Origin of the sequence: Aureimonas ureilytica DSM 18598 = NBRC 106430 (assembly GCF_000382705.1) — a bacterium.
Classification (GTDB): Bacteria; Pseudomonadota; Alphaproteobacteria; order Rhizobiales; family Rhizobiaceae; genus Aureimonas; species Aureimonas ureilytica.
This window is the reverse complement of sequence record NZ_ARQE01000011.1, coordinates 1-23,160: the sequence shown is the minus strand read 5'-3', so window position 1 is coordinate 23,160 and position 23,160 is coordinate 1. Positions and strand designations below refer to the sequence as shown.

Here is a 23,160-nt window from a genome sequence, read left to right as displayed (position 1 = left end):
GTTGGAGACGGCGAACGGTGTCCGTATTTGCCTTGATTCTGATTGTCCTGGCGATTGGCGTGGCGGGCTATGTGCTCGGCCGTCGCAAGGGCGCCGCGCTGCCCGACGCGCCGAATGCCAAGGTGCATTCCCGCCCCACCTATCATGGCGCCTATGTCTTCTGCTGGGCGACGGTGCCCGCCTTTCTGCTTATGGCGCTCTGGCTCGCGATCTCCCCCGCGGTGATCTTCGCGACCGTCGAGAGCCGCCTGGAAAGCGACACGCAGAGCGCCTCGATCTCGCTCGGCCGCAGCCTCGTGCGCTCGCTCGGCCAGGGCATACGCGCCCTGCCGGCCGAGGAGCAGCGCGGCCTCGAAAACGCCGGCATCGCGCAGCTCCAGCCCCTGTTCGAGCGGCGCTCCATTCCGCTGCCGGGCGGCGCGACGGACGCCATGGTCCCGATCGCCGTCGAAAAGAACCGGATGGAGGACACGAGCAGCATCGCCATGACGGTCGTCATCGTGGCGCTCGCGCTCGGCGGCCTCTTCCTCTCCCAGTCGCGCATCGCGGTTCGCCTGCGGGCCCGCAACAAGGTCGAGCAGGTCGTCAAGGTCTTCCTCGTCGTCTGCTCCTCGATCGCCATCCTGACGACGGTCGGCATCGTCTGCTCGATGCTGTTCGAATCGATCGACTTCTTCCAGCGCATCTCGCCCGCCGACTTCTTCTTCGGCACGGTGTGGGAGCCGCGCTTCGCCGCCGCCGGGTCGGAAGCCGCCGGTCAGTTCGGCATCATCCCGCTTCTCGCCGGCACGCTCTACATCGCCTTCGTGGCCATGGTCTTCGCCGTGCCGGTCGGTCTCTTCGCCGCGATCTACATGGCCGAATACGCCTCCAGCCGCGTGCGCTCGATCGTCAAGCCGCTGCTCGAGGTGCTGGCCGGCATCCCGACCATCGTCTACGGCTTCTTCGCGCTGATCACGGTCGGCCCCTTCCTTCGCGACATCTCGGCCGACATCAACGGTCTTCTGACCGGCGACTACACCGGCTTCATCCAGGCGCAGTCGATCCTCACCGCCGGCCTCGTGATGGGCATCATGCTGATCCCCTTCGTGTCCTCCTTGTCGGACGACATCATCACCGCCGTGCCGCGTTCGCTGCGGGACGGTTCGATGGGCCTCGGCGCGACCCCGTCCGAGACCGTGAAGCGGGTGGTGCTGCCGGCGGCGCTTCCCGGCATCGTCTCGGCGCTTCTGCTGACGGCCTCGCGCGCCATCGGCGAGACCATGATCGTCGTGCTCGCGGCGGGCATCGCGGCCAACATCACGCTCAACCCGTTCGAGGCCATGACGACGGTCACGGTCAAGATCGTCTCGCAGCTCACCGGCGATCTCGACTTCACCTCGCCGCAGAGCCTCGTCGCCTTCGCGCTCGGCATCACGCTCTTCGTGATGACGCTGATCCTCAACATCATCGCCCTTGCCATCGTGCGCAAGTATCGGGAGCAGTACGACTGATGAGCGATACGACGATCTCCCCGGGCCAGGCCGTCCCGACATCCGCGCGCCCCGAGCGCCGCGACATCGGCCTGCGTCGCCGCTACGCCTCCGAGCGCCGCTTCCGCGCCTATGGCCTGACGGCCATCGCGATCGGCATGATCTTCCTCGCCGTCCTCCTCTGGACGGTGATCGGGCAGGGCTACACCGCCTTCTTCCAGACGCAGATCCGCCTACCGATCACCTTCTCCAAGAGCATCATCGACCCGAACGACAAGGCCAAGGCCGATCCGACGGTGCTGCGCACGGTGAACTATCCGCGCCTCGTGCAGGATTCGCTCGCCCAGGAGCTCGGCATCGACCCGAACAATCGCGCCGCGATGAGTTCGGCCATGCAGCTCGTCTCGCAGGGCGTGCGCGCCCAGCTCGCCAACATGGTGATGGACGATCTGTCGATCATCGGCACCACGCAGGAAATCTGGATCTACGCCAACTCCACCGTGGATTCGGCGGTGAAGGGCCAGTACGACCTTTCGGTTCCCGAAGCGCGCCGGCCGATCAAGGACCAGCAGCTCGAATGGATCCGCCAGCTCGAGGCCAAGGGCGACCTGGAGCAACGCTTCAACACCGGCCTCTTCACCTTCGGCGCCTCGGCGCGCGCCGAGACCGCCGGCGTCGGCGTGGCCCTCATCGGCTCGCTCTACATGATGGGCATCGTCCTGGCGCTCGCCTTGCCGATCGGGGTCGCCGCCTCGATCTATCTCGAGGAATTCGCGCCCAAGAACCGCTTCACGGACCTGATCGAGGTCAATATCAACAATCTGGCCGCCGTGCCTTCGATCGTCTACGGCCTTCTCGGCCTTGCGGTGTTCGTCAACTGGATGGGGCTGCCGCGCTCGGCCTCGCTGGTCGGCGGTCTGGTGCTGACGCTGATGACGCTGCCCACGATCATCATCGCGACCCGCGCGGCGCTGAAGGCCGTGCCGCCCTCGATCCGCGCCGCCGCCCTCGGGCTCGGCGCCTCCCGGATGCAGATGGTGTTCCAGCATGTCCTGCCGCTGGCCATGCCGGGCATTCTCACCGGCACGATCATCGGCCTCGCCCATGCGCTGGGTGAAACCGCGCCGCTCCTCCTGATCGGCATGGTGGCCTTCGTCGCGAACTATCCCGCGACGCCCATGGACCCGGCCACGGCCTTGCCCGTACAGATCTACATGTGGGCCAACGAGGCCGAGCGCGCCTTCGTGGAGCGCACGTCCGGCGCGATTATCGTGCTTCTCCTTTTCCTGGCGGTCATGAACATCACCGCCATTCTGCTTCGTCGTCGCTTCGAGCGCCGCTGGTAGGACCGAACGGATTGATTATGATGGACAATCTTCATTTGACCGCCGCCCCGAAAGCCAACGCGCCGATCCTTGCGACCAAGATGAAGGGCGAGAACGTCTCGGTCTTCTACGGCGCGAAGCAGGCCCTGTTCGAGGTCAATCTCGACGTCTACGAGCGGCAGGTGACGGCGCTGATCGGGCCTTCGGGCTGCGGCAAGTCGACCTTCCTGCGCTCGCTCAACCGCATGAACGACACGGTCGAGGGTGCCAAGGTCAAGGGCCTCATCACGCTCGACGGCGAGGATATCTACGACCCGCAGATCGACGTCGTGGAACTGCGCGCCCGCGTCGGCATGGTGTTCCAGAAGCCCAATCCGTTCCCGAAGTCGATCTTCGAGAACGTCGCCTATGGACCCAAGATCCACGGCCTCGCCAAGTCGAAGACCGATCTGGAAGAGGTCGTCGTGACCTCGCTGCGCAAGGCGGGCCTGTTCGAGGAGGTGAAGGATCGCCTCCATGACGCCGGCACCGGCCTGTCGGGCGGCCAGCAGCAGCGCCTGTGCATCGCACGCGCCATCGCCGTGTCGCCCGAGGTGATCCTGATGGACGAGCCCTGCTCGGCGCTCGATCCGATCGCGACCGCGACCGTCGAGGAACTGATCGACGAATTGAAGCAGAACTTCACGATCGTCATCGTCACGCACTCGATGCAGCAGGCCGCGCGTGTGTCCCAGCGCACCGCCATGTTCCATCTGGGCAAGATCGTCGAGGTCGGCCCGACCGAGAAGATGTTCCAGAATCCCGACGACAAGCGCACGCAGGACTACATTACCGGCCGCTTCGGCTGACGTCCGCCGCTGGCCCGCCCGCGCGCCCCGCGCGAGGCGGGCCCTCCGCCGCAAGCAAGGAGGAGTTCGCTCCATGGAAACCCATATCGTTTCGTCCTATGACGAAGAACTGAAGTTCATCCTGCGTCGCATTTCCGAGATGGGCGGCCAGGCCGAGCGCATGGTGGAGCAGGCCGTTTCCGCGCTCATCCGCTCCGACTGGGGTCTGGCGCAGTCCGTGGTCGCCGACGACATCCTTTTGGACACGCTGCAGCGCGAGGTGGACGAGCGCGCCGTGATGACGATCGGCAAGCGCCAGCCCATGGCCCACGACCTGCGCGAGATCGTCGGCGCGATCCGCATCTCCAGCGATCTGGAGCGCATCGGCGATCTCGGCAAGAACATCGCCAAGCGCGTCATCGCGGTCACCGACCACAAGCAGCCGGTGCAGCTCGTGCGCGGCATCGAGCACATGTCGGAACTCGCGCTGGCGCAGCTGAAGAACGTGCTCGACGTCTATGCCACGCGCGACGACGTGCGGGCGCTCGAAATCCGCGCGCAGGACGCCGAGATCGACGCGCTCTACACCTCGCTGTTCCGCGAACTCCTGACCTATATGATGGAAGACCCGCGCAACATCACGGCTTGCACGCATCTTCTGTTCTCGGCCAAGAACATCGAGCGCATCGGCGACCATGCGACCAACATCGCCGAGACGGTCTATTACATCAAGACCGGCAAGCAGATGGAGGCCGAGCGTCCCAAGGGCGATATCACGACCTCGATCGCCGCTCCCACCTCCAGCGTGAACGGATAAACCCGTATGGGCGCGCGGATCACCGTGGTGGAGGACGAGGAAGCGCTCGGCGTCCTCCTGCGCTACAATCTCGAAGCCGAAGGCTACGATGTCGACGTGATCGGCCGGGGCGACGAAGCCGACCTTCGCCTGAAGGAAGGCGTGCCGGACCTTCTTCTCCTCGACTGGATGCTGCCCGGCCTGTCGGGCGTCGAGCTTTGCCGGCGCCTGCGCACGCGGCCCGAGACCGAGCGCCTGCCGATCATCATGCTGACGGCGCGCGGCGAGGAATCCGAGCGGGTGCGCGGCCTGTCGGTCGGCGCGGACGATTATGTCGTGAAACCCTTCTCGACGCCCGAGCTGATGGCGCGCGTGCGCGCCATGCTGCGCCGGGTGAAGCCCGAGCGCATTTCCAGCCAGCTCGTGGCGGGCGATCTCGATCTCGACCGCGAAACCCATCGCGTTCGGCGCGCGGGGCGCGAGGTGAAGCTCGGACCGACCGAGTTCCGCCTTCTGGAATTCCTGATGCAGTCGCCCGGCCGCGTCTTCTCGCGCGAGCAGCTGCTCGACGGCGTCTGGGGCCGCGACATCTATGTCGACGAGCGCACGGTGGACGTTCATGTCGGCCGCCTGCGCAAGGCGATCAACCGGGGCCGCCAGCGCGATCCGATCCGCACCGTGCGCGGCGCCGGCTATTCGCTGGACGAGAATTTCACGGCCGCCGCCAAGCCCGCCGCCCAGCGGGCCGAAGCGAGCTGATTTCGGACGAACCGAGCGTTCCCGAAACGAAAAACGCCGCGAGGGACCCTGTCTCTCGCGGCGCTTTCTTTTGCGGATAGGGCCGATGTCAGCCCTCGGCCGCGTCGTCCTTGATATAGGGCTCGACCGTGCCCTTCAGCTTCATCAGGAGCGGCTTGCCCTGGCGGTCCTTCGCCTTGCCGGCGGCGACGCGGACCCAGCCTTCGCTGACGCAATATTCCTCGACATTGGTCTTCTCGGCGCCGTTGAAGCGGATGCCGATGCCGCGCGCGAGCAGCGCCTCGTCGAAGAACGGGCTGTCGGGATCGATCGCGAGGCGGTCGGGAAGGGTCGTGTCGGTCATCTCAAAGCCTTTTCGAATGGGGGCCTGCCGCGCGCTCGCGTCGAGAACGACGCTCGCCGAGCCGGAAGCTCGGCAGCGGCGCAGGCTTTTGGGGTCGGCGAAGGTCATAGCGCAGGACGGCGCGAAGCGGAACGGCGCATCGCCCCGCCCGGATCACAGGTGAGCCGCGCAATCGCCGGCGGCCTGTGGGGAGGGGAGGGACGAACAGCCCGGCGACGAAAAAGCCCGGCGCGGGGGCCGGGCTTCGAAATCTGGCCGGACGGGCACCGCCCTCAGCGGACGCGGCGGCGCTCCGACACGGGCTGGAAGGCGATGCGCGCGTGATACTTGCAGTAGGGCGAGGCATCCTGCGAATGGTTGCCGCAGAAGCGGAAATCCGGGCTCAGCGGATCGCCGAGCGGCCATTTGCAGGTGCGCTCCGACAGCTGCACCAGCGTCAGGTTGCGCGACATCGGAACGACCTCGCCACCTTCGGAATGCGCGAAGGGCTGCGCTTCCTCGAAAGCCTCGGTTTCCGGCTCCATCTTCAGCGCCGTCGCGCCCATGACCGAATGGATCATCGGCTGGCGGGCGGGCATCGGCGCGCGCGCCGGCGACGATGCGGGGATGGAGGGCATCAGAACGCGCGGCGCGGGGGCCGGGCTCGGCTGCGGCGCGGGGGCGGTGAACTCGCGCTTGGGCGCAGGCGCTTCCGCCGGCGCGATCACCGGCGCCGCGACGACGATCGGAACCGGCGCCGGGGTCGGCTCGGCCGGGGCGGGGGCGACCGCCGCCACCAGGCTCGGGGCGATCTCGATCGCGCTTTCGTCGGCGCCGCTCTTCGGGCGATTGTCGAGCTTCAGCCGGTGAACCTTGCCGATCACCGCGTTGCGGGTGACGCCGCCGAGCTCCGCCGCGATCTGGCTGGCGCTGCGACCTTCGCCCCAAAGGCGTGTGAGCAGCTCGATGCGCTCCTCGGTCCAACTCATGAACAGACTCCTCGTACTCAAGTCGCTGCGGGCGGGTGGCCTGATGCCAACATCCTTAGCCCCGGACGATCCCTTGCGGATCGGCGGGGCTTCCCACACGAAATCTGGTGTCCTTGAGGGTTCTTAGAACGCGAGTGCGAAGGCCGGCAAGAGCGGCCGGGGTGAGGCGAATCGTTTCGGCCCCTTTTCAACAGCTTATGGCCGGAAAATGACGTCTCGGGAAGCATTGTCCCGCGCGAGCGCGCGAAACCGCCCGCATTCGTTGACAATTTGCGCCGTCCCCATGGTATAGGCAGCGCAGCGGGCAGGGTCTGTTCTTGCCCGCCGCTCCGGCCGCCGCTGCGCCGCCGTTTCCTCAATTGTCCATGCCAACGAGAAGTATCGCCATGGCCGAGACCCACGACAATCCGCTGTTTGCCACCTTCGCGCGCGCGGACATTCGCGTGGAGCGAGGCGAGGGGGTCTGGCTGCACACGAGCGACGGGCGCACGTTCCTCGACTTCACCGGCGGCATCGCGGTGAACTCGCTCGGCCACGCCCATCCCCTTCTCGTGGCGGCACTCGCCGAGCAGGCGGGCAAGCTCTGGCACACCTCGAACCTCTTCCACGTGCCGGGGCAGGAAAAGCTCGGCCAGCGGCTGGTCGAGGCGAGCTTCGCCGACAAGGTCTTCTTCACCAATTCCGGCGCCGAGGCGCTGGAATGCGCCATCAAGACGGCGCGGCGCTACCAGTATGTCTCGGGCCATCCCGAGCGCTTCCGCATCGTGACCTTCGAGGGCGCCTTCCACGGCCGCACGCTCGCGACGATCGCCGCCGGCGGACAGGCCAAGTATCTCGAAGGCTTCGGCCCGAAGGTCGAGGGTTTCGATCAGGTGCCCTTCGGCGACGAGGCGGCGCTGCGCGCCGCGATCGGCCCCGAGACCGCCGCGATCCTCATCGAGCCGATCCAGGGCGAGGGCGGCATCCGCTCGGTCGAGACGGGCTTCCTGACGCTCCTGCGCGCGCTTTGCGACGAGCATGGCCTGCTTCTCGTCTATGACGAGGTGCAGACCGGCGTCGGGCGCACCGGGCGCTTCTACGCCTACGAGAATTCCGGCGTCGCGCCCGACATCCTCGCCTCGGCCAAGGGCATCGGCGGCGGCTTCCCGCTCGGCGCCTGCCTTGCCACGGCGGAAGCGGCCAAGGGCATGACGGCGGGAACGCATGGCACGACCTTCGGCGGCAACCCGCTCGCCATGGCGGTCGGCAACGCGGTTCTCGACGTCGTCCTGTCGGAGGGCTTCCTCGACGACGTGCGGCGCAACGCGCTCCTGTTCAAGCAGAGCCTCGCCTCGCTCACCGATCGCTATCCGGACGTCGTCTCCGAAGTGCGCGGCGAGGGGCTCCTGATCGGCCTCAAGGCCGTGGTGCCCAACACCCGCCTGATCGAGGCCCTGCGCGACCATGCCATGCTCGCGGCCCCGGCCGGCGACAATGTCGTGCGCTTCCTGCCGCCGCTCAATGTCAGCGAAAGCGAAATCCGCGAGGCGATGAACCGGCTCGAAGCCGCCGTCGCCGACCTGTCCCAGTCCCAATCGGAAAGCAGCGCGGCATGAGCAGCGTCCTCGCCTCCGCACCCACGGCCCCGTCCTCGGTCCGGCACTTCATCGATCTCTCCACGATGGAGGCGCGCGACCTGCGCGCCATCCTCGCCGACGCGCGCCAGCGCAAGGCGCTCGGCCGGCAGGGCCCGCGCCCGCTCGAAGGGCGCATGCTCGCCATGATCTTCGAGAAGCCCTCGACCCGCACACGCGTGTCCTTCGATGTCGGCATGCGCCAGCTCGGCGGCGAGACGCTGTTCCTGTCGGGCTCGGAAATGCAGCTCGGCCGCGCCGAGACGATCGCCGACACGGCGCGCGTCCTGTCGCGCTATGTCGACGCGATCATGATCCGCACCACCGAGCATTCGCGCCTTCTGGAAATGGCCGAGGCCGCGACCGTGCCGGTCATCAACGCCCTGACCGACGACACCCATCCCTGCCAGATCATGGCCGATCTCCTCACCTTCGAGGAGCATCGCGGCCCGGTCCAGGGCAAGACCTTCGCCTGGTCGGGCGACGGCAACAATGTCCTGAACTCGCTGATCGAGGCGGCGGGCCGGTTCGACTTCTCGCTTCGCGTCGCGACGCCCGAAGGCTCCGAGCCCGATCCGCGCTATGTCGCGGCGGCGCGCGCGGCCGGCACGCGGCTTCACCTGACGAGCGATCCCGAGGAGGCGGTGAGCGGCGCGGACTGCGTCGTCACCGACACCTGGGTTTCCATGGGCCGCGAGGATCAGGCGCGCGGGCACAACGTGTTCCTGCCCTATCAGGTCAACGAGCGCCTGATGAGCCACGCCAAGCCGGAAGCGCTCTTCATGCACTGCCTGCCCGCCCATCGCGGCGAGGAGGTGACGGACGAGGTGATCGACGGGCCGCAGTCCGTGGTCTTCGACGAGGCGGAGAACCGTCTGCACGCGCAGAAGTCGATCCTCGCCTGGGTGTTCGGGAACGTCGCGACGCATGGCTGAGGATCATCTGGAACTCGGCGAGTTCGGTTTCGCCGGCGACGACGCGGTCGTGCCCTTCGCGGTCGAGGCGCTGGACGCGCGCGGCCGCGCGGTGCAGCTCGGCGCCATGGTGGACCAGATCCTCGCCCGCCACGACTATCCCGCGCCCGTCGCGCAGCTTCTGGCCGAGATGATCGTGCTCACCGTGCTGCTGGGCACCTCGCTGAAGTTCGACGGCAAGTTCATCGCGCAGACGCAGACCGACGGCCCCGTCGATCTTCTCGTGGTGGACTACACCGCGCCCTCCAGCGTGCGCGCCTATGCGCGCTTCGACGCCGAGAGGCTGGCCGAAGCGGTGGCGGCGCATCGGGCCGACCCGCCCTCGCTTCTGGGGCAGGGCATTCTGGCGCTGACGATCGACCAGGGCGCGCACACGCAGCGCTACCAGGGCATCGTGGAGCTCAATGGCGACTCGCTCGAAAGCGTGGCGGAAAGTTACTTCCGCCAGTCCGAGCAGATCCCGACCACGATCCGCCTCGCGGTCGCGCGCATGTCGCGCCGCGCCGAAGGCGGCGGCTTCCGCGAGACCTGGCGTGCGGGCGGCCTGATCGCGCAGTTCCTGCCGTCCTCGCCCGAGCGCATGCGCCTGCCCGATCTGCCGGGCGGCGACGCGCCGGAAGGGTCCGAGGAGCCGCATTTCGAGGAAGACGACGCCTGGACCGAGGTTCAGGCACTGGTCGGCACGATCGAGGCCTCCGAACTCGCCGACCCGGAAGTCGGCGTCGAGCGGCTTCTGTTCCGCCTGTTCCACGAGCGCGGCGTGCGGGTCTTCCCCGGCGTGCCGGTGCGCGACGATTGTTCCTGCACGCGCGAGAAGATCAAGGGCGTGCTCGACAGTTTCTCCGCCGAGGACATCGCCGAGAGCGTCGAGGACGGCAAGATCAACGTGACCTGCGAATTCTGCGGCGAGGCCTATAGTTTCGCGCCCGAGGAATTCGGCGGCAACGAGACCAACGAGACCGACTGACAACGAAAAGGGCGCTTCGAGCGCCCTTTTTTCGATCCCGCGTCTGGCCTTGCGTCAGTTGAGAAGGCGTTTCGTTTCCGGCGCATCCAGCGAGAAGGCGGGCACTTCGATGTCGAAGCTGCGCCCGTCCGCCGTTTCCATGCGGAACGAGCCGCGCATGATGCCCGACGGCGTCGCCAGCGGGCAGCCCGACATGTAGGTGAAGCTGTCGCCCGGCGAGAGGATCGGCTCCTCGCCGACGACGCCGGGCCCGCGCACCTCCTCGACCTGCCCCCGGCCATCGGTGATGTGCCAATACCGCGAGCGCAGCTGCACGGTCTCGCGCGAGCCGTTCTCGATCTCGATGCGATAGGCGAAGACCCAGCGCCCTTCCGTCGGCTCCGACTCCTCGGGCAGGAAGCTCGGGCTTACCCGGACGGTGATATGCCGTGTCGTCGCCTGATACATGCCGATCGCCTGCCTGCGGAAACGGGCCGCCGGGGCGGCCCGCATGGATGGGATGACGAAACCTCTGCCAGCCGACCGAGGCGAGCGCAAGGCAGAGGCGCTCGCCCCGCTCGATGCGTCAGACCGCCGCGAGCGCCTGCTCGATATCCTCCACCAGATCGTCGGCATCCTCGATGCCGGCCGACAGGCGCAGGAGGCCGGGCCCGATGCCGAGTTCGGCGCGCGCCTCGTCGGTCAGGCTCTTGTGGGTGGTCGTCGCCGGATGGGTGATGAGGCTCTTGGCGTCGCCGAGATTGTTGGACAGGAGGATGATGCGCAGCGCGTTGGAGAAGCGGAAGGCCGCTTCCTTGCCACCGGCCAGCTCCACCGCGAGCAGCGTCGAGCCGCCCGTCATCTGCCGCTTCACCAGCTCGGCCTGCGGATGGTCAGCCCGGCCGGGATAAAGGACCTTGGCGACCTTCGGCGAGGCGGCGAAGGCGTCGGCCATGCGCGCGGCGTTCGCCGTCTGCTGCGCGACGCGCAGCGGCAGGGTCTCCAGGCCCTTGAGGAGGCACCAGGCGTTGAAGGGGGAGAGCGAGGGGCCGGTGTGGCGGAAGAAGTCCTGAACGTTCGTCTCTATCCACTCCTTGGAAGAGAGGATCACGCCGCCCAGGCACCGGCCCTGGCCGTCGATATGCTTGGTCGCGGAATAGACGACGACGTCGGCGCCGAGTTCCAGCGGCTTCTGCTGCAGCGGCGTGGCGAAGACATTGTCCACGACCAGCACCGCGCCCGCCGCATGGGCGATGTCGGCGACGGCGCGGATGTCGACGAGTTCCAGCGTCGGGTTGGTCGGGCTTTCCAGGAAGAAGAGCTTGGTTTCGGGACGGACGGCCGCGCGCCACTGGTCGAGATCGCGCCCGTCGACCAGCGTACAGGACACGCCGGCACGGCCGAGCACGGTCTCGATGATGTAGCGGCAGGACCCGAACAGGGCGCGGGCGGCGACCACATGGTCCCCCGCCTTCACGGCGCATTGCAGCGCGGTGGAGATCGCCGCCATGCCGGAGGCCGTGCCGCGCGCGTCCTCGGCGCCTTCCAGCGCCATCATCCGCTCTTCGAACATGCGCGTCGTCGGATTGGCGTAGCGCGAATAGACGAAGCCCGGCTCCTCGCCCTTGAAGCGCGCTTCGGCGGCCTCGGCGGTCGGGTAGACGAAGCCTTGGGTGAGGAAGAGCGCCTCGGAGGTTTCGCCGAAGCCCGAGCGCATCGTGCCTCCATGGACCATCTGCGTGGCGGGCCGCAGGCGCGGGGGCGCGTCGGACTTGGACATGAGGATCACTCCGAGGGCCGGCTTGAAGACAGCACACGCCAACGGGACCGCTCGGGAGAACTCGAGAAACGGCCCTTTAGCGAGTTGTTTAACGTGGCTGCAAGCCGGCCGGCAAAATCACCACGGGAACGAGGCATAAGCCGCAAATCCGCACAAATCAATCACCGGTGAGCCCCCGCGCGAGGCGATTTTGACTTTGCCTTTGGGTAAGCGCGCCAGCCATCTCGATTTTTACGCGCGACGCCTGTAGGACCCGTCTATGACCGGCGGTATTCTTCCTGATCGAGACATTGCGGCGCTGTTCGAAGCGGGCGGCATCACGGCCGAACGGGCCTTCGACACCGATCAGATCCAGCCCGCGAGCCTGGACCTCCGGCTCGGCGCGCGGGCCTACCGCGTGCGCGCGAGCTTCCTTCCGGGGCGCGGCGTCAGCGTCGCCGACAAGCTCGACCGTTTCTCCATGCACGAGATCGACCTGTCGGGCGGGGCGGTTCTGGAAACCGGCTGCGTCTATGTCGTGCCGCTTCAGGAAGGACTGGCGCTGCCGGCCGAAATCCGCGCGGCGGCGAACCCCAAATCCTCCACCGGCCGGCTCGACATCTTCACGCGCGTCCTCGTCGATGGCGCGCAGGAGTTCGACAAGGTGCCGGCGGGCTATCACGGCCCGCTCTTCATCGAGATCAGCCCGCGCACCTTTCCGATCGTGGTGCGGCCGGGCTCGCGCCTCAGCCAGATCCGTTTCCGCACCGGCGACGCGCAGCTCGGCGAGGCCGACCTCGCCGCGCTCCACGCCAGCGACCGGCTGACCAGCGCGGCGGACGCCAACATTTCGGGCGGCGGCATCGCCCTCTCGATCGACCTCATGGGCAATGCGGAAGGGCTCGTCGGCTATCGCGGCAAGCGCCACACGGGCGTCGTCGATGTCGACAAACGCGCCGCGCAGCCGGTGCTCGACTTCTGGGAGCCGATCCACCGCGCCGGCACGGGCGAGCTCGTGCTCGACCCCGACGAGTTCTACATCCTCGTTTCGAAGGAGGCGGTGCATGTGCCGCCCGCCTATGCCGCCGAGATGACGCCCTTCGACCCCTTGGTCGGCGAGTTCCGCGTCCATTACGCCGGCTTCTTCGACCCCGGCTTCGGCCATTCGCCGGCGGGCGGCACCGGCAGCCGCGCGGTTCTCGAAGTGCGCAGCCACGACGTGCCCTTCATCCTCGAAGACGGCCAGATCGTCGGCCGCCTCGTCTACGAGCGCATGGCCTCGCTCCCCAGCCGGCTCTACGGGCTCGACCTCAATTCCAACTATCAGGCGCAAGGCCTGAAGCTGTCCAAGCACTTCCGCTGACGGGCGAGGGGGAAGGCGAGCTGACGCTGGTCGTCATCGCGGGGCTGATCGGCCTTGCGGCGGCGCTCGCCTTGTTCCTGCGCCGCGCGCGACGAGTGGCGGCTGCGGCCCGGCGCGAGATCGCGCGGCTGCGGGACGAGGAGGCGAGGCGCGAGGAGGAGGCCGAGCGGCGGCGCCTTTATTTCGAAGAGAACGACCTGTCCCGCAGCAGCAACCAGCTGCGCTTCATTGCGGGCGCCAGTCTTCGCGCCGTGCGCCCCGTGAACAAGGAAGCGGTGAAGGTTCTCTACGCGCTGGACGATTGGATCCGCGACCGGCAACCGGACTGGCGCCTGTCCTTCGAGGTCGCCATGGGCGCGTTCGTGCGCGTGTCTAACGGCTATTGATATCCGAAAATGTGGAATGTCGGCGCTATGGGACGAACGAGATTCGCCAAACGAAAAAAGGGGGGCTGAGAGCCCCCCTTTCCGTATGCATTCATGAATTAGGCAAGCGTGAAGATGCCATCAGCACCTGCCGCTGCAGTAGCGGTATTGACGAAGCCGGTCAGAACCACCGACTGGTGAGCTGTCGTGGCCGCAGCATCGGCGTCATAAACGAGCAGCGTATCAGCGCCCGTTGCGCTACCAACGAACGTGTTAGCAGTGGCGTCGTAGGTACCGCGAACGAACGTGGCTTTGTTGTCTGCAAGGGCGACGGCTGTCAGGTCAGTCGCAGTCGCAACCGTACGTGCTGCATCCGTCAGGTCGATGCGATCTCCAGCGCCAGCACCCGAAATGATGTCGAATGTTGTTGTAGAGATCGTGTTTGCGACTGGCACAGCGAACGTTCCCGAGTCGCCGTTGGCGAGCACCACAGTATCTGTGCCCGATCCAACGTTGATGCGATCCGCGCCAGTGCCGCCGGTGACGATGTCATTGCCTGCGCCGGCGCTGATCGCATCCGCACCGGCCGTACCGATGAGGATGTTGTTTCCGGCGGTGCCAGTGATCTGCGCGGTCCCGTTCAGGCCCGAAAGGTTCACGTTCTCGATGCCCGTCTGAGAAGCCGAGTTCGCAGAACCGAGGAGCTGGGAAACCTGATCCGTGGAGGACGAAAGGTCAACGATCGTGACACCGTTGAGTGCACCGCCACCCGAGAGAGCCAGCGTATCGCCAGCGCCCGCCGCACCCGAAGTATCCGCACCCAGAGCGATCGCCTTCAGTACAGCGCTGCCGCCGACGTTGAGCGAGACGAAGTCGTTGCCAGCGCCCGTCGTGATCGTTGCACCGGTGGTCGTGGTGCTGAGCGCGTTCGCAACGGTACCGAGGGTGACATCGCCGGTCACGCCGCTCGCATCGACCGTGGCCAAAGACGTCAGCGTGCTGGCCGTCGTGCCGATCGACAGGTTGGTGTTGCCGGTCAGGTTCAGCGTCGTCGCCGAAGCAGACGTCAGCGTCGCAATGCTGATCGTGTCACTCGTGTCGATCGTCGCACCGGTCAGAACGAGCTTGCTGCTGTCGATGTTGATCGTCTCGATCTGATCGGCAATCAACGAAGCCAAGCCGTGCGTTTCGGCAACACCGGTCGTGTCGGTGTTGATGAGCTTCAGGTTCAGCACGTCGGCCGTGCCATTGTTCTTCAGGCCAAAAGTTAACGCGCCAGTCGTGCCACCGTTGTCGGTGTTCACGAACACCGTCGACCCCGTCACCGCGTTCGTGATGTTGGCAGTGGCGCCGTTGGCGATGCCGATGCTATCCGCCGTCGCGTCGTTGCCGAAGCGGAAGAGCGAGATGCTGTTGCCAACGAAATTGTCGACATTGATGGTGCCGGTGGTCGCGCCAGTGTTCGTGGCGATCAGGACGCCTTCGATGTTCGAAATGTTCGACGCATTGGCCGTCAGGCCATTGGCCAGATCGCTGAAGCCGATGTAGTCGGTGCCAGCGCCGCCGTCGACCTTATCCTGGGCGTTGAAGCCGGTGCCGAAGTTGAAGACGTCGTTGCCCGTGCCGCCGGTAGCAGTCACGTTCTTCGTAGCGTCGAGCAAGACCTTGATGCTGCCCGTGGCCGTCGATGCGTCGACCGTCGTTGCGCCGGTCAGCGCCGCCGTCACCGTCGTGTTGCCGCCACCAGCGAACTTGACCGAAGACAGCGAGTTGCTGTTCAGCGAAGCGATCGTGTTAGTGCCGGTGGAGGTGACGTCAAACGTCTCGATTCCGTTCACCGTCACGGCGCCGGACGTCGTGCCGCTGAAGCTGATCTTCTGCGTGTCGGTCGTGCCTGCAACCGTAGCGGCTGCATACCCAACGACCAGAGTGCCAGCAGTGACAGCGCCATTCTCGAGCGAGACGATGTTCTTTAGGTTGTTGACTTCAAGGTTGCCAGCGCCCGACGTGCGAGCCACTGTCTGTACGCCAGCTGCATTCGTCAGGTCGAACGTAGCGGTACCATTCGTCGTAGTTGCTTCGATACGCTCGACGGAGTTGAGGGTAGGCGTGTACGTCGCGCTTGCGGCCGTCGTCACGCGCAACGTGTCGTTGCCGGCGTTGCCGTTGATCGTGTCCGCCGACAGCGTGTTGTTGTCAGCCAGATAAATGTCGTCGCCGGTGGTGCCGTTGGTGTTTGCGGCAGGCGCCACGGCATTGGGACCATCGAGACCGTTGGTCAGCGTGATGAAGTTGCCCGTACCCGAGCCGGTGTTCGAGAACGGGCCGGTGATCGTCGTGCCGTTCGAGAGCGTCGCCGTGCGGCCTTCGAACTGGCCGAACTGCACGAAGTGCTGGTAGGCGTTCTTGAACGTGCCGGCCTTGATGGCGTTGTCGACGTCCGTGTAGGTCGTGCGGTAGACGGTCTCGTTGAAGTCGTCCGCGCCGCCATTGTTGTTCAGGTCGATCGCGGCCTTTTCGTTCGCGTTCGCGAAACGGCCTTCGGCTGCGCCGTTGTTCAGGAAGTGCGTCAGCGGGTTAACGCCGGCACGCGCCACGTCCTGGTACGTCTGAAGGTAGAACGACGTGTTGAAGAAGGCGTTCGGGTTGCGACCTTCGAAGCGGCCGAACAGGTCGTAGTGCTGCTGGTAGCTCGTGAACTGGCCACGGGAGACGGCAGCAACGACGTCCAGGTTCTGCGAGGCGTAAAAGGCTGAATCAAAGCCGATGGTATTCGACATTTGGAGTCTCCGTTGTCGTAATTTGGGCCGGCGCCGGCCCTGCTGGCATCGCGAGTATCTCGACCGCCAGTTCATCGCTCCGCGCCGTCAAGACGAGCGATGGACTGGCGTCCGGACCGACCTGATCCCCTCTTTCGGACCCACCGATCTGCAACTTTGGAACGTACCCCCGAAGCTGCGGTACGACTAAAGCATTTGCTGTACACCCGCAATACCTATGCGAGCAATTTTGCAACTATAGGTATCACTGTAGTCTACGGCGTGACGGGGGCGATGAGCGGAAAAGGCCATCGCTTGAAGTATAATGTTCCAATATCGGCAAGATGCGCGTCAGAGCGCGTTGGTTGTCCCCTGATCGCGCCCGGAAATGACGATGTCGAAAATCGCCGGCTCGTAGAATGACAGAACCTTTGCAGCAAACTCGTATTCGTCGATCTTCAGCGCCCGCGCCCATTCGGCGTAACGCTCGAAGGGAATTCGTCCCCGCCCAAGTTCGACCTGCGAGATGAACGTGTAGATTTTCAGGTCGAGTATTTCCGATAGTTGCTTCTGCGTTAGACCAGCGTCTTCACGCTTCTTTCGCAACCAAGAGCCACCTTCCTCTCGAAGGCGCTGGCGATGGGCGTCTTTGAGGATGGTTTGAACAACCATAAGGACGATCCGTCGGACGATATAGTGTAGAAAAACTGCCACGCGGTCCACCGCCTCGTGCCTCCTGATGGGTACACCATAGGTAGAGAAAAGCCAACAGCATTTGCGCTTATTGCGAGTGTTTTTGGGTGAATTTCGCCTATGCCTGCAACTGGCGGGTTGCAGTTCGGTCGGCTCTGTCGAGGGCGCGCGCGCGGGGGCGAACGCCTTTCCACCGTCGCCGGCACAGAGCGGGAAGGGGCGCTGCGTGCGGACCGACGCCCGAACCCCGCGGCGCTGGCGTCCGGCGTTTCCACCGGATGCGCGAAAGGCTCTTCGCCGAAAGCGGAAAGCAAAGCGCCCGGGGCCGATGTCCGCGAGAGGGCCGGGTATCCCGAACGACGGACCGGGTATCGCAAGAGGCCCCTTCCTCGCCCGTCGCGCCCCCAAGTTCACGACGCCTTTTGCCCTTGCGCCTCAATCCCTTTGCCTCTACGATTTTCGATGTGAGCGCGGGCGTAGTTCAGCGGTAGAACGCCAGCTTCCCAAGCCGTATTCCCCAATTGAATTTACATATAGATTATCGGCGGTTAGCTGACAGATCGTGCATCGCCGTGGCGATTTTGCTGGTAAGCCCCGTCGCGCAAAGCGCATCCATGATCTCGCGGTCATCATCGCGCGCTAGGCGTCGTTGGCGCCGCGCCTCGCTGACACCTCCGATGCTTGACTGATGTCTCCCGCGACATCACTTTCGGATCATGACCGTCACCGACGCCAACGTCATAGTCCGCGTCCTGCGCTCTAGGAACGGAGCGTCAAACCGCATCCTGCGCGGGATGCTGGCCGGGGAGATCGACTTCGCGCTCTCTCCGGCGGTTGGTCATCGAATACGAAGACGTGCTGCTGCGTCCGGGAGTGCTCGGACCAAACCCGTGGATCTCGCCTGATGAGGTCGGCAAGCTGCTGGACACTTTGTGCAAGGTCTGCTGCCACGCCTTGCCGCGTTCTCGCTTTCGGCCGTTCCTAAGAGACCCTCAGAACGATCTCTACGTCTAGCGCGCCCTCGCGGTTGGAGCCCGGCTCGCTTCATGGGCTAACACGCCATAGGGGTGCTGCCGAACCGCGATAATCTGCCTTGGCGTAAAACATGGCCTATTAATCCATCCCGGCCTCGTCGTTGCGAATGCTCGCTATCCAAGACCAAAGCTCGAAGTGGTACGTTAGTCATGAGCGATAGGTCTCACGTACGTAATTCCTTGCGGGGCATAGACGAAGCGGCACGCCACAAATCGAGGTGTTCTAGCCTCACTTGCTAGAAGCAGATTTCAAAAAGTCTCTCCATGAATCGAAGAGAAGGCGACCACTCAATGGAAGGCTTGTTACACCTTTCGAACGAGCCGTTCGCGGGGAGCAGCCGTAAACGCGACTGAATGTCTTCGCGAATACCGCAGGGCTCGAAAAACCTAGGACGTCCGCAATTTCACCTATCGTCCGATGATCTTCGGGATGGAGCAAAATCGCTCGGGCTGCTTCCAAGCGGCATTGCGTAATGAAGTTTAGAACACCTCCTAACGGCGCGAACGCTCTATAAAGAGTAGCACGTGCTATTTCTAAATCTTGAACGATGGCTTGCGGCGAGAGTGTCGAGTTCGACAAATTCTGTCGGATGTAGCGCTCCACGCGAGCGCGAACCGCAGAATGGTCTAGCGACAAATTCGCCCCGGTTCGAACCACCACATCTTGCATTGCTGCAGCCATCAAATTGATAGCCGCCCGGGAAAACTTATCTGTATGACCAACCGCTAGTCGCGGCAGGTACCGAGCGAGCGATCCGATATGTTCTGCGAGGAATTCTCCGTTTGCGGATTGGAATGCTTGTCCGTGCAGATCTGGAAACTCAGAAAACATTTGTGCGAAGGCAAGCTTCGGCACGTTGACGATCACCCAGCGGCTTTCAGTTGCGATCCCTCCAGATGGTCGGAGGTTGTCGAGTGCGAGCAGCTGCCCTGAGCTAACGGCGAAAGGTTTACCGTCCGCGTCGCCTGTCCACTCTCCATCCAGATACAAGACGAAGGCGACGTTGCCGTCGCCCTGTTTTCTTGTGCTTCCTTCGCAGTCGATCCGAATGGATGACGTTGTTCCGGTTACGATAACGAGTGGGTCCAGTAGCCAAGCTGAGACGTCCATACGGAAGTCGTTAGGATCAGCGTCGATGGGTAGGCGAACCCTGTATGGCGGAAGGAGGGAGTTCCAAGCCGACAGCGCGGTTTCCTGCCCGAGCTCGGTCGAACTGAGGTGGACACTCGGTAGAGGCTCAATCATGAACGGATATTGGGCGACGTAGTATGAATGGCATCCTGCATCAGCTTAGCCATGATCTGTAGATGCGGTTCTCAACGACCTGGACCGATCTACCACACGTCGATGTGTGGGATGTCAACCAAAAACCCGCGCTCTTTGTCGTCGGATCGGATATCCGAAAGTAGACGCTGGGACGAATTTCGAGACTGACATTCCAAAGGAATGATTGCTCACCATCGATCGAAAGGAGTAAAACACGCTAGATTCAGTGCGGGGTTGACCGATGACTGTATGTTTTGACTTCATAAACGAAATAAAATACGGCACTTGCGCGCAGCAGGAATGGCGAATTGCTGAAATGCGTGCTTTGCGTTTCCTGAGTAAAAGCTCAAATGACGCGTCCGCTGGAAAGCTCGCCGCTGCGCTGAAAAATACGACCGTCGTACAGACGAACAACATCAATAAAAGGGGGGTCGTGTTTGTTGTCAATTTCGAATGGGTACAGATGCCAAACAGCACTTTTCGTTTCTGGCACGATCTGACTCTGTTATTGAACGGAAATGGATATCATGCACGCCTTGAACAGGTTCCCGAGAAGCAAATCTTTGGGGACGGGAGCGACGGAAAGGACGGGCGGTTCTTTCCGATTTTTATCCGAAAGGTTCCTGTAAATAAGGCTTTATTAAAAAATAAAACCGTACTCCGGAATATCAACAAAGTTCCATTGATGCCGGGGTCTTCTACGCAGGGGATGAGTAAAGCGCGACCTGATCGAGACGAATACTACGTCCTTGAAAAGAATAGTCTTGTTCTGAGTCCTCGGGAGCCAGAATATTTTCGGACAGGAGGAACCCCTCTTTCGGATGCGGAGCCGCATTACGAACAGAGATGAAGACGCTTGGGCATCCTCTTTCCTCACCGCTGCTGTCGATAAGATCACGTGCAAACAGGCGCTAGTTTCGCAAGGGCACGCTTGATCCGGTGAGAAAGTGTCACCAGACACCCACTATGACTTCTTCGCGGCTGGCGCGGCAGCTGGCAGGCGTGTGCGATCGAACGCTCCCCGCCCGCTCGTCGCATCAATAACCCCGGGGTGGGGCTTAGGGCGTGGCCACCTTCCGTATGACTGTGGCACGCTGCGTCTCGGGCCCTGCCGCATCCACGGCTTCCAGTCCGAGACGTAGATCGTCGTGCGTGACGTGCGCATAGCGCGCCGTGGTGGTGACGTTCGTGTGGCCGAGTAGCTTCTGCGCCATCTTCAGGTTGCCGGTCGTGCGCACGAGGCGCGTGGCCGCTGTGTGCCGTGTGTCGTGGAACCGGAAGTCGGGAACAGCCGCCCGAATGTAGCGGTGCCAGATTGTGTGCAAGCCCTCGGCCGTGATCGGGTAGCGCTTGCCTTTCACGCGACCGGCGCGAGTGCGAGCGGCCTTGAACGTGAACACCGCCGTCTTGTGGTGATCCTTCAGGCTGAACAGAAGATCGTAGACGGCCGCCGTCATGGGGATGGTGCGCGAGCGCTCGCCCTTGCCGGTGACGCGGAACTCTCGGGCGAACCAATTCACGTCCTGCCATGTCAGGCCGACGATCTCGGCGCGCCGGCATCCCGTCATGATCGCGAACCGGATCAAAGGGCGATAGTCCTCGGGCGTCACCTTCAGGACGGCTTCTTCCTCGACGGCGCTGGCCTCGCGCACTCGCTCCTGGGGCTCCTTCAAACGGTGCGCTATCCAGTCGATCGCCTGGACCTTCGCGCCATTCATTTTGACGGCCCGGCGTAGGATCGTGCGCAGTGGCTCGACCACGGTGCGGTTGACTGTCCCGTTCGCTACGCCTTCACCACGCCGCTTGGCGACCAAGCGGGCGACGGTGGCGTTCGTGATGTCGGATAGGAGGGTGTTGGCCCCGATCTCGGCTTGCAGCCATGCGATGTTCCGCTCGGGGCCGGACGGATCGCTGTGGTATTGGCCGACCTCGTTCCAATACAGGAACGCGGCGGCCTGGAACGTCAGGGGCTTGGAGGTGTCGAGCTGGTCGCGCTTGGCTTCGTCTTTGACTTGGCGTTCAAACGCTTCTGCCGCGCGTCTTGTCGTGCAATCAGTCGTTCCTGAAAGGCGGCGGCCCCGATAACGGAAGTCGTAGGAATAGACCTCCGAACCGGCGCGCTTGAAGACTGACATCTGCGTTCCTCTATGAAGGCTGCGAGATCGGCGGGGTCGTACCGCCTCGTCTCGCGCTCGTGCATTCCGATGTCGATGTAGCGAATGCTGCCACTGCGTGTGAGATCGCGCAATTGACGGGTGGAGATGGCAAGCCGCTCGGCGGCCTGTTCGGGCGTAAGTAGGGTTCCCATGGCTAAACCCTCATTGGCATGAGAACGAGTTCGCGGGTGGGGTCGCCCTCGTCCCGAATAAGGGGCGGCGAGCCAGCGTCGCCCATCTCCAGGCGCAGCTTCGGGCCGATCATGGTCTTGCACATGTCCTGGAGATATTTGCCGTTGAACCCAACGGTCAGATCGAAGTCGCAGGCGGCGTCGATCGTGTCTTCCGCCTCGCCGGCATCGGCTTTCGAGAACATGGTGATCTGCCCGGCCGTGAACTCCATCCGGTAGGCGCGTCGATCTTTGTCCGTCAGCACGATCAAGCGATCGATTGCCGCCACGAGGGCGGCTAGCTCGACGATCGCGACTTGGTTGTTGCCGCGCGGAATGATGCGCTCGCTATCGGGATAGGTGCCATCCACGAGTCTGGAATAGATCGTCATCTTCGGGCTGCGCAGGCGGATGAAGTTCTCGGACAGCCCGACCTGGATCGGCACGTCCTCCTTATCCGCCAGCTCGCGGAACATGCTCACCGTCCGGTCGGGGATGATGATGCCGGGCATGTCCTCGGCGCCATCGGGCATTTCGAGAGCGAGACGCGACAGGCGATGCCCGTCCGTCGCCGTCGCCACCAGCTGGCCGTCGATCGTGCGCAGGTAGACGCCGCACAGGTAGTAGCGCGTTTCCTCGTTGGAGATCGCGAAGTCGCACTTCTCGTAGATCCTGCGAAGGTCCAAATGCGGGATCGTGAAGGTGTGGGTTGCCACCTTCGCAGAGATGTCGGGGAAGTCGTCCGCCGGGAAGGTTTGGAATGTGGTGCGGGCGCGCCCGGCGCGGACCGTAAGGGCGGTGTCCGTCGCATCGATGATCACGCGCCCAGCCGCCATCTTGGCGACAGTGGCCGCGAAGGCGGCAGCGGGAACGGTCGTGGCTCCGGGCGTCACCACGTCCACGTTCTCGACCTGGACTGAGGTTTCAATGTCCAGATCGGTGCCTTTGATCGTCAGCGTTCCGTCCGCGTCCAGGCGCAAGAGTAGGTTGCTGAGGATCGGGATCGTGTTGCGCCCAGCGACGATCTTGCGGGCGCGGTCCAGCGCGGCCGAGAGCGTGTCGCGCTGGCAGGCGAAGGCGAGGATGGTCATAGGTCCGTCCCCGCGTTCTCGTGCTGCCGAAGCCGCAGGATCGTGCGCGGCATCGGCAATTCCTCTGGGGCCGCCTCATGCATCATCGTCAGCGCTTCGATCGTGCGCTGCTCCGCCACGAGGTCATAGAGGCGGCGGAGGTCAGGTATGAGCGACACGCCAGACCGTTCGTTATCGCAGAACTCGCAAGCCATCAGTGCGCTCCGATCGGCGGGAAGTCAGTGGGGTTAAGGCGTTCACCCGGCGCGAGCGCGCGATCGGCGCCAGCACGGGTGAGGGCGAAGGTAGCGGGGCCGGCCTCGGCCGAGCCGGTGCGGCAGATCGCGAGGCCGGCACGGATCATCTCGCCCCAGGCCTCCAGCGCTTCGCCGCGCGGGGGCGCTACGAAGTGGTTCGCATAGGACTGCCGGCGCGGGTTGGGCAGGCCGAGGGCCTGACGGGCAAGGGTGAGCTGGTCGCGGTTCATGCGGCCTCTCCCTC

Annotated in this window: 22 protein-coding genes, 1 pseudogene and 1 riboswitch; of the genes and pseudogenes, 11 read left to right on the top strand and 12 right to left on the bottom strand. The window is 64.3% G+C overall.

Annotation, left to right across the window (positions count from 1 at the left end):
* The first annotated feature begins 17 nt into the window (after positions 1 to 17).
* The 5 genes from pstC (at position 18) to phoB (ending at position 5,179) form a co-directional block, all read left to right on the top strand.
* A complete protein-coding gene (pstC, locus tag B146_RS0119720; RefSeq protein WP_026358778.1) occupies positions 18 to 1,493 on the top strand; it encodes a phosphate ABC transporter permease subunit PstC in 1,476 nt (491 codons plus the stop codon).
* Entirely contained in the window at positions 1,493 to 2,818 is a 1,326-nt protein-coding gene (pstA, locus tag B146_RS0119715; protein WP_019998205.1) for a phosphate ABC transporter permease PstA, read from the top strand. Before pstC ends, pstA begins: the two co-directional genes overlap by 1 nt.
* 17 nt (positions 2,819 to 2,835) lie before the next feature.
* On the top strand, positions 2,836 to 3,645 hold the full coding sequence (pstB, locus tag B146_RS0119710) for a phosphate ABC transporter ATP-binding protein PstB (protein WP_019998204.1): 810 nt from the start codon (positions 2,836 to 2,838) through the stop codon (positions 3,643 to 3,645).
* Between the two features lie 73 nt (positions 3,646 to 3,718).
* Entirely contained in the window at positions 3,719 to 4,441 is a 723-nt protein-coding gene (phoU, locus tag B146_RS0119705) for a phosphate signaling complex protein PhoU (RefSeq protein ID WP_019998203.1), read from the top strand.
* A gap of 6 nt (positions 4,442 to 4,447) precedes the next feature.
* Positions 4,448 to 5,179 carry a phosphate regulon transcriptional regulator PhoB gene (gene phoB / locus B146_RS0119700; protein ID WP_019998202.1) on the top strand — a complete coding sequence of 244 codons (732 nt, stop codon included), beginning with the start codon at positions 4,448 to 4,450 and terminating at the stop codon, positions 5,177 to 5,179.
* Between the two features lie 88 nt (positions 5,180 to 5,267).
* On the opposite strand, the gene B146_RS0119695 is transcribed toward phoB, so the two are convergent.
* Together B146_RS0119695 and B146_RS30200 are read right to left on the bottom strand one after the other, a co-directional pair.
* Complete coding sequence (locus tag B146_RS0119695) at positions 5,268 to 5,522, bottom strand: DUF3297 family protein (RefSeq protein ID WP_026358776.1); 255 nt, start codon at positions 5,520 to 5,522, stop codon at positions 5,268 to 5,270.
* A 272-nt stretch (positions 5,523 to 5,794) separates the two neighbouring features.
* Positions 5,795 to 6,490 (bottom strand): GcrA family cell cycle regulator, encoded by a 696-nt coding sequence (locus B146_RS30200; RefSeq protein ID WP_019998200.1) that lies wholly within the window; start codon positions 6,488 to 6,490, stop codon positions 5,795 to 5,797.
* Positions 6,491 to 6,876: 386 nt separating this feature from the next.
* Between B146_RS30200 and B146_RS0119685 the strand changes: the two genes are divergently transcribed.
* From B146_RS0119685 to B146_RS0119675, 3 genes are read left to right on the top strand one after another with little or no spacing between them, the layout of a single operon-like run.
* A complete protein-coding gene (locus tag B146_RS0119685) occupies positions 6,877 to 8,085 on the top strand; it encodes an aspartate aminotransferase family protein (protein WP_019998199.1) in 1,209 nt (402 codons plus the stop codon).
* Complete coding sequence (gene argF / locus B146_RS0119680) at positions 8,082 to 9,038, top strand: ornithine carbamoyltransferase (RefSeq protein ID WP_019998198.1); 957 nt, start codon at positions 8,082 to 8,084, stop codon at positions 9,036 to 9,038. Before B146_RS0119685 ends, argF begins: the two co-directional genes overlap by 4 nt.
* Positions 9,031 to 10,044, top strand: a complete 1,014-nt coding sequence (locus B146_RS0119675) for an Hsp33 family molecular chaperone (RefSeq protein WP_019998197.1) — start codon at positions 9,031 to 9,033, stop codon at positions 10,042 to 10,044. The genes argF and B146_RS0119675 overlap by 8 nt, the downstream gene beginning before the upstream one ends.
* 54 nt (positions 10,045 to 10,098) lie before the next feature.
* Here B146_RS0119675 and apaG read toward each other — a convergent pair whose 3' ends face one another.
* On the bottom strand, positions 10,099 to 10,491 hold the full coding sequence (gene apaG, locus B146_RS0119670; RefSeq protein WP_019998196.1) for a Co2+/Mg2+ efflux protein ApaG: 393 nt from the start codon (positions 10,489 to 10,491) through the stop codon (positions 10,099 to 10,101).
* Positions 10,492 to 10,609: 118 nt separating this feature from the next.
* Positions 10,610 to 11,803, bottom strand: coding sequence for an O-succinylhomoserine sulfhydrylase (locus B146_RS0119665; protein WP_026358774.1), 1,194 nt, complete (start codon positions 11,801 to 11,803; stop codon positions 10,610 to 10,612).
* Between the two features lie 56 nt (positions 11,804 to 11,859).
* Positions 11,860 to 11,937: riboswitch (SAM riboswitch) on the bottom strand.
* A 125-nt stretch (positions 11,938 to 12,062) separates the two neighbouring features.
* Here B146_RS0119665 and B146_RS0119660 point away from each other — a divergent pair.
* Positions 12,063 to 13,145 carry a 2'-deoxycytidine 5'-triphosphate deaminase gene (locus tag B146_RS0119660; protein WP_019998194.1) on the top strand — a complete coding sequence of 361 codons (1,083 nt, stop codon included), beginning with the start codon at positions 12,063 to 12,065 and terminating at the stop codon, positions 13,143 to 13,145.
* A 71-nt stretch (positions 13,146 to 13,216) separates the two neighbouring features.
* Positions 13,217 to 13,531, top strand: coding sequence for a hypothetical protein (locus B146_RS29590; protein ID WP_155897605.1), 315 nt, complete (start codon positions 13,217 to 13,219; stop codon positions 13,529 to 13,531).
* Positions 13,532 to 13,629: 98 nt separating this feature from the next.
* On the opposite strand, the gene B146_RS0119650 is transcribed toward B146_RS29590, so the two are convergent.
* The 3 genes from B146_RS0119650 to B146_RS28515 all read right to left on the bottom strand — a co-directional run bounded on the left by B146_RS0119650 (position 13,630) and on the right by B146_RS28515 (position 19,107).
* A complete protein-coding gene (locus tag B146_RS0119650) occupies positions 13,630 to 16,290 on the bottom strand; it encodes a beta strand repeat-containing protein (protein WP_019998192.1) in 2,661 nt (886 codons plus the stop codon).
* A gap of 330 nt (positions 16,291 to 16,620) precedes the next feature.
* Positions 16,621 to 16,941, bottom strand: a complete 321-nt coding sequence (locus B146_RS0119645) for a helix-turn-helix domain-containing protein (RefSeq protein ID WP_051091607.1) — start codon at positions 16,939 to 16,941, stop codon at positions 16,621 to 16,623.
* A gap of 1,284 nt (positions 16,942 to 18,225) precedes the next feature.
* The gene (locus B146_RS28515; RefSeq protein WP_162141958.1) at positions 18,226 to 19,107 is read right to left on the bottom strand and encodes a helix-turn-helix transcriptional regulator; all 882 of its coding nucleotides are present in this window, start codon (positions 19,105 to 19,107) and stop codon (positions 18,226 to 18,228) included.
* 397 nt (positions 19,108 to 19,504) lie between these two features.
* Here B146_RS28515 and B146_RS29155 point away from each other — a divergent pair, with 397 nt between their 5' ends.
* Complete coding sequence (locus tag B146_RS29155) at positions 19,505 to 20,113, top strand: hypothetical protein (RefSeq protein ID WP_155897604.1); 609 nt, start codon at positions 19,505 to 19,507, stop codon at positions 20,111 to 20,113.
* Between the two features lie 208 nt (positions 20,114 to 20,321).
* Here the strand turns inward: B146_RS29155 and B146_RS29935 are convergent, their stop codons facing one another.
* The 5 genes and pseudogenes from B146_RS29935 to B146_RS0119625 all read right to left on the bottom strand — a co-directional run bounded on the left by B146_RS29935 (position 20,322) and on the right by B146_RS0119625 (position 23,146).
* Positions 20,322 to 21,398 (bottom strand): tyrosine-type recombinase/integrase, encoded by a 1,077-nt coding sequence (locus B146_RS29935; protein WP_019998190.1) that lies wholly within the window; start codon positions 21,396 to 21,398, stop codon positions 20,322 to 20,324.
* A 59-nt stretch (positions 21,399 to 21,457) separates the two neighbouring features.
* A pseudogene (locus tag B146_RS29930) lies at positions 21,458 to 21,571 on the bottom strand (helix-turn-helix domain-containing protein); the annotation flags it as partial.
* 2 nt (positions 21,572 to 21,573) lie between these two features.
* Positions 21,574 to 22,680, bottom strand: coding sequence for a DNA polymerase III subunit beta (dnaN, locus tag B146_RS0119635; RefSeq protein ID WP_019998189.1), 1,107 nt, complete (start codon positions 22,678 to 22,680; stop codon positions 21,574 to 21,576).
* Complete coding sequence (locus tag B146_RS0119630; RefSeq protein ID WP_155897603.1) at positions 22,677 to 22,838, bottom strand: hypothetical protein; 162 nt, start codon at positions 22,836 to 22,838, stop codon at positions 22,677 to 22,679. The genes dnaN and B146_RS0119630 overlap by 4 nt, the downstream gene beginning before the upstream one ends.
* 35 nt (positions 22,839 to 22,873) lie before the next feature.
* The gene (locus B146_RS0119625; protein ID WP_026358772.1) at positions 22,874 to 23,146 is read right to left on the bottom strand and encodes a hypothetical protein; all 273 of its coding nucleotides are present in this window, start codon (positions 23,144 to 23,146) and stop codon (positions 22,874 to 22,876) included.
* Positions 23,147 to 23,160 lie beyond the last annotated feature (14 nt).

Bases quoted from the DNA above. Each gene is read 5' to 3' on its own strand.
- B146_RS29935 (WP_019998190.1), bottom strand. From the start codon at position 21,398: ATGTCAGTCTTCAAGCGCGCCGGTTCGGAGGTCTATTCCTACGACTTC.
- B146_RS0119660 (WP_019998194.1), top strand. From the start codon at position 12,063: ATGACCGGCGGTATTCTTCCTGATCGAGACATTGCGGCGCTGTTCGAA.
- B146_RS30200 (WP_019998200.1), bottom strand. From the start codon at position 6,490: ATGAGTTGGACCGAGGAGCGCATCGAGCTGCTCACACGCCTTTGGGGC.
- argF (WP_019998198.1), top strand. From the start codon at position 8,082: ATGAGCAGCGTCCTCGCCTCCGCACCCACGGCCCCGTCCTCGGTCCGG.
- pstA (WP_019998205.1), top strand. From the start codon at position 1,493: ATGAGCGATACGACGATCTCCCCGGGCCAGGCCGTCCCGACATCCGCG.
- apaG (WP_019998196.1), bottom strand. From the start codon at position 10,491: ATGTATCAGGCGACGACACGGCATATCACCGTCCGGGTAAGCCCGAGC.
- phoB (WP_019998202.1), top strand. From the start codon at position 4,448: ATGGGCGCGCGGATCACCGTGGTGGAGGACGAGGAAGCGCTCGGCGTC.
- dnaN (WP_019998189.1), bottom strand. From the start codon at position 22,680: ATGACCATCCTCGCCTTCGCCTGCCAGCGCGACACGCTCTCGGCCGCG.
- phoU (WP_019998203.1), top strand. From the start codon at position 3,719: ATGGAAACCCATATCGTTTCGTCCTATGACGAAGAACTGAAGTTCATC.
- B146_RS29155 (WP_155897604.1), top strand. From the start codon at position 19,505: ATGACTGTATGTTTTGACTTCATAAACGAAATAAAATACGGCACTTGC.
- B146_RS0119645 (WP_051091607.1), bottom strand. From the start codon at position 16,941: ATGGTTGTTCAAACCATCCTCAAAGACGCCCATCGCCAGCGCCTTCGA.
- B146_RS0119650 (WP_019998192.1), bottom strand. From the start codon at position 16,290: ATGTCGAATACCATCGGCTTTGATTCAGCCTTTTACGCCTCGCAGAAC.
- B146_RS0119685 (WP_019998199.1), top strand. From the start codon at position 6,877: ATGGCCGAGACCCACGACAATCCGCTGTTTGCCACCTTCGCGCGCGCG.
- B146_RS0119695 (WP_026358776.1), bottom strand. From the start codon at position 5,522: ATGACCGACACGACCCTTCCCGACCGCCTCGCGATCGATCCCGACAGC.
- B146_RS0119625 (WP_026358772.1), bottom strand. From the start codon at position 23,146: ATGAACCGCGACCAGCTCACCCTTGCCCGTCAGGCCCTCGGCCTGCCC.
- B146_RS0119675 (WP_019998197.1), top strand. From the start codon at position 9,031: ATGGCTGAGGATCATCTGGAACTCGGCGAGTTCGGTTTCGCCGGCGAC.
- pstB (WP_019998204.1), top strand. From the start codon at position 2,836: ATGATGGACAATCTTCATTTGACCGCCGCCCCGAAAGCCAACGCGCCG.
- B146_RS0119665 (WP_026358774.1), bottom strand. From the start codon at position 11,803: ATGTCCAAGTCCGACGCGCCCCCGCGCCTGCGGCCCGCCACGCAGATG.
- B146_RS28515 (WP_162141958.1), bottom strand. From the start codon at position 19,107: ATGGACGTCTCAGCTTGGCTACTGGACCCACTCGTTATCGTAACCGGA.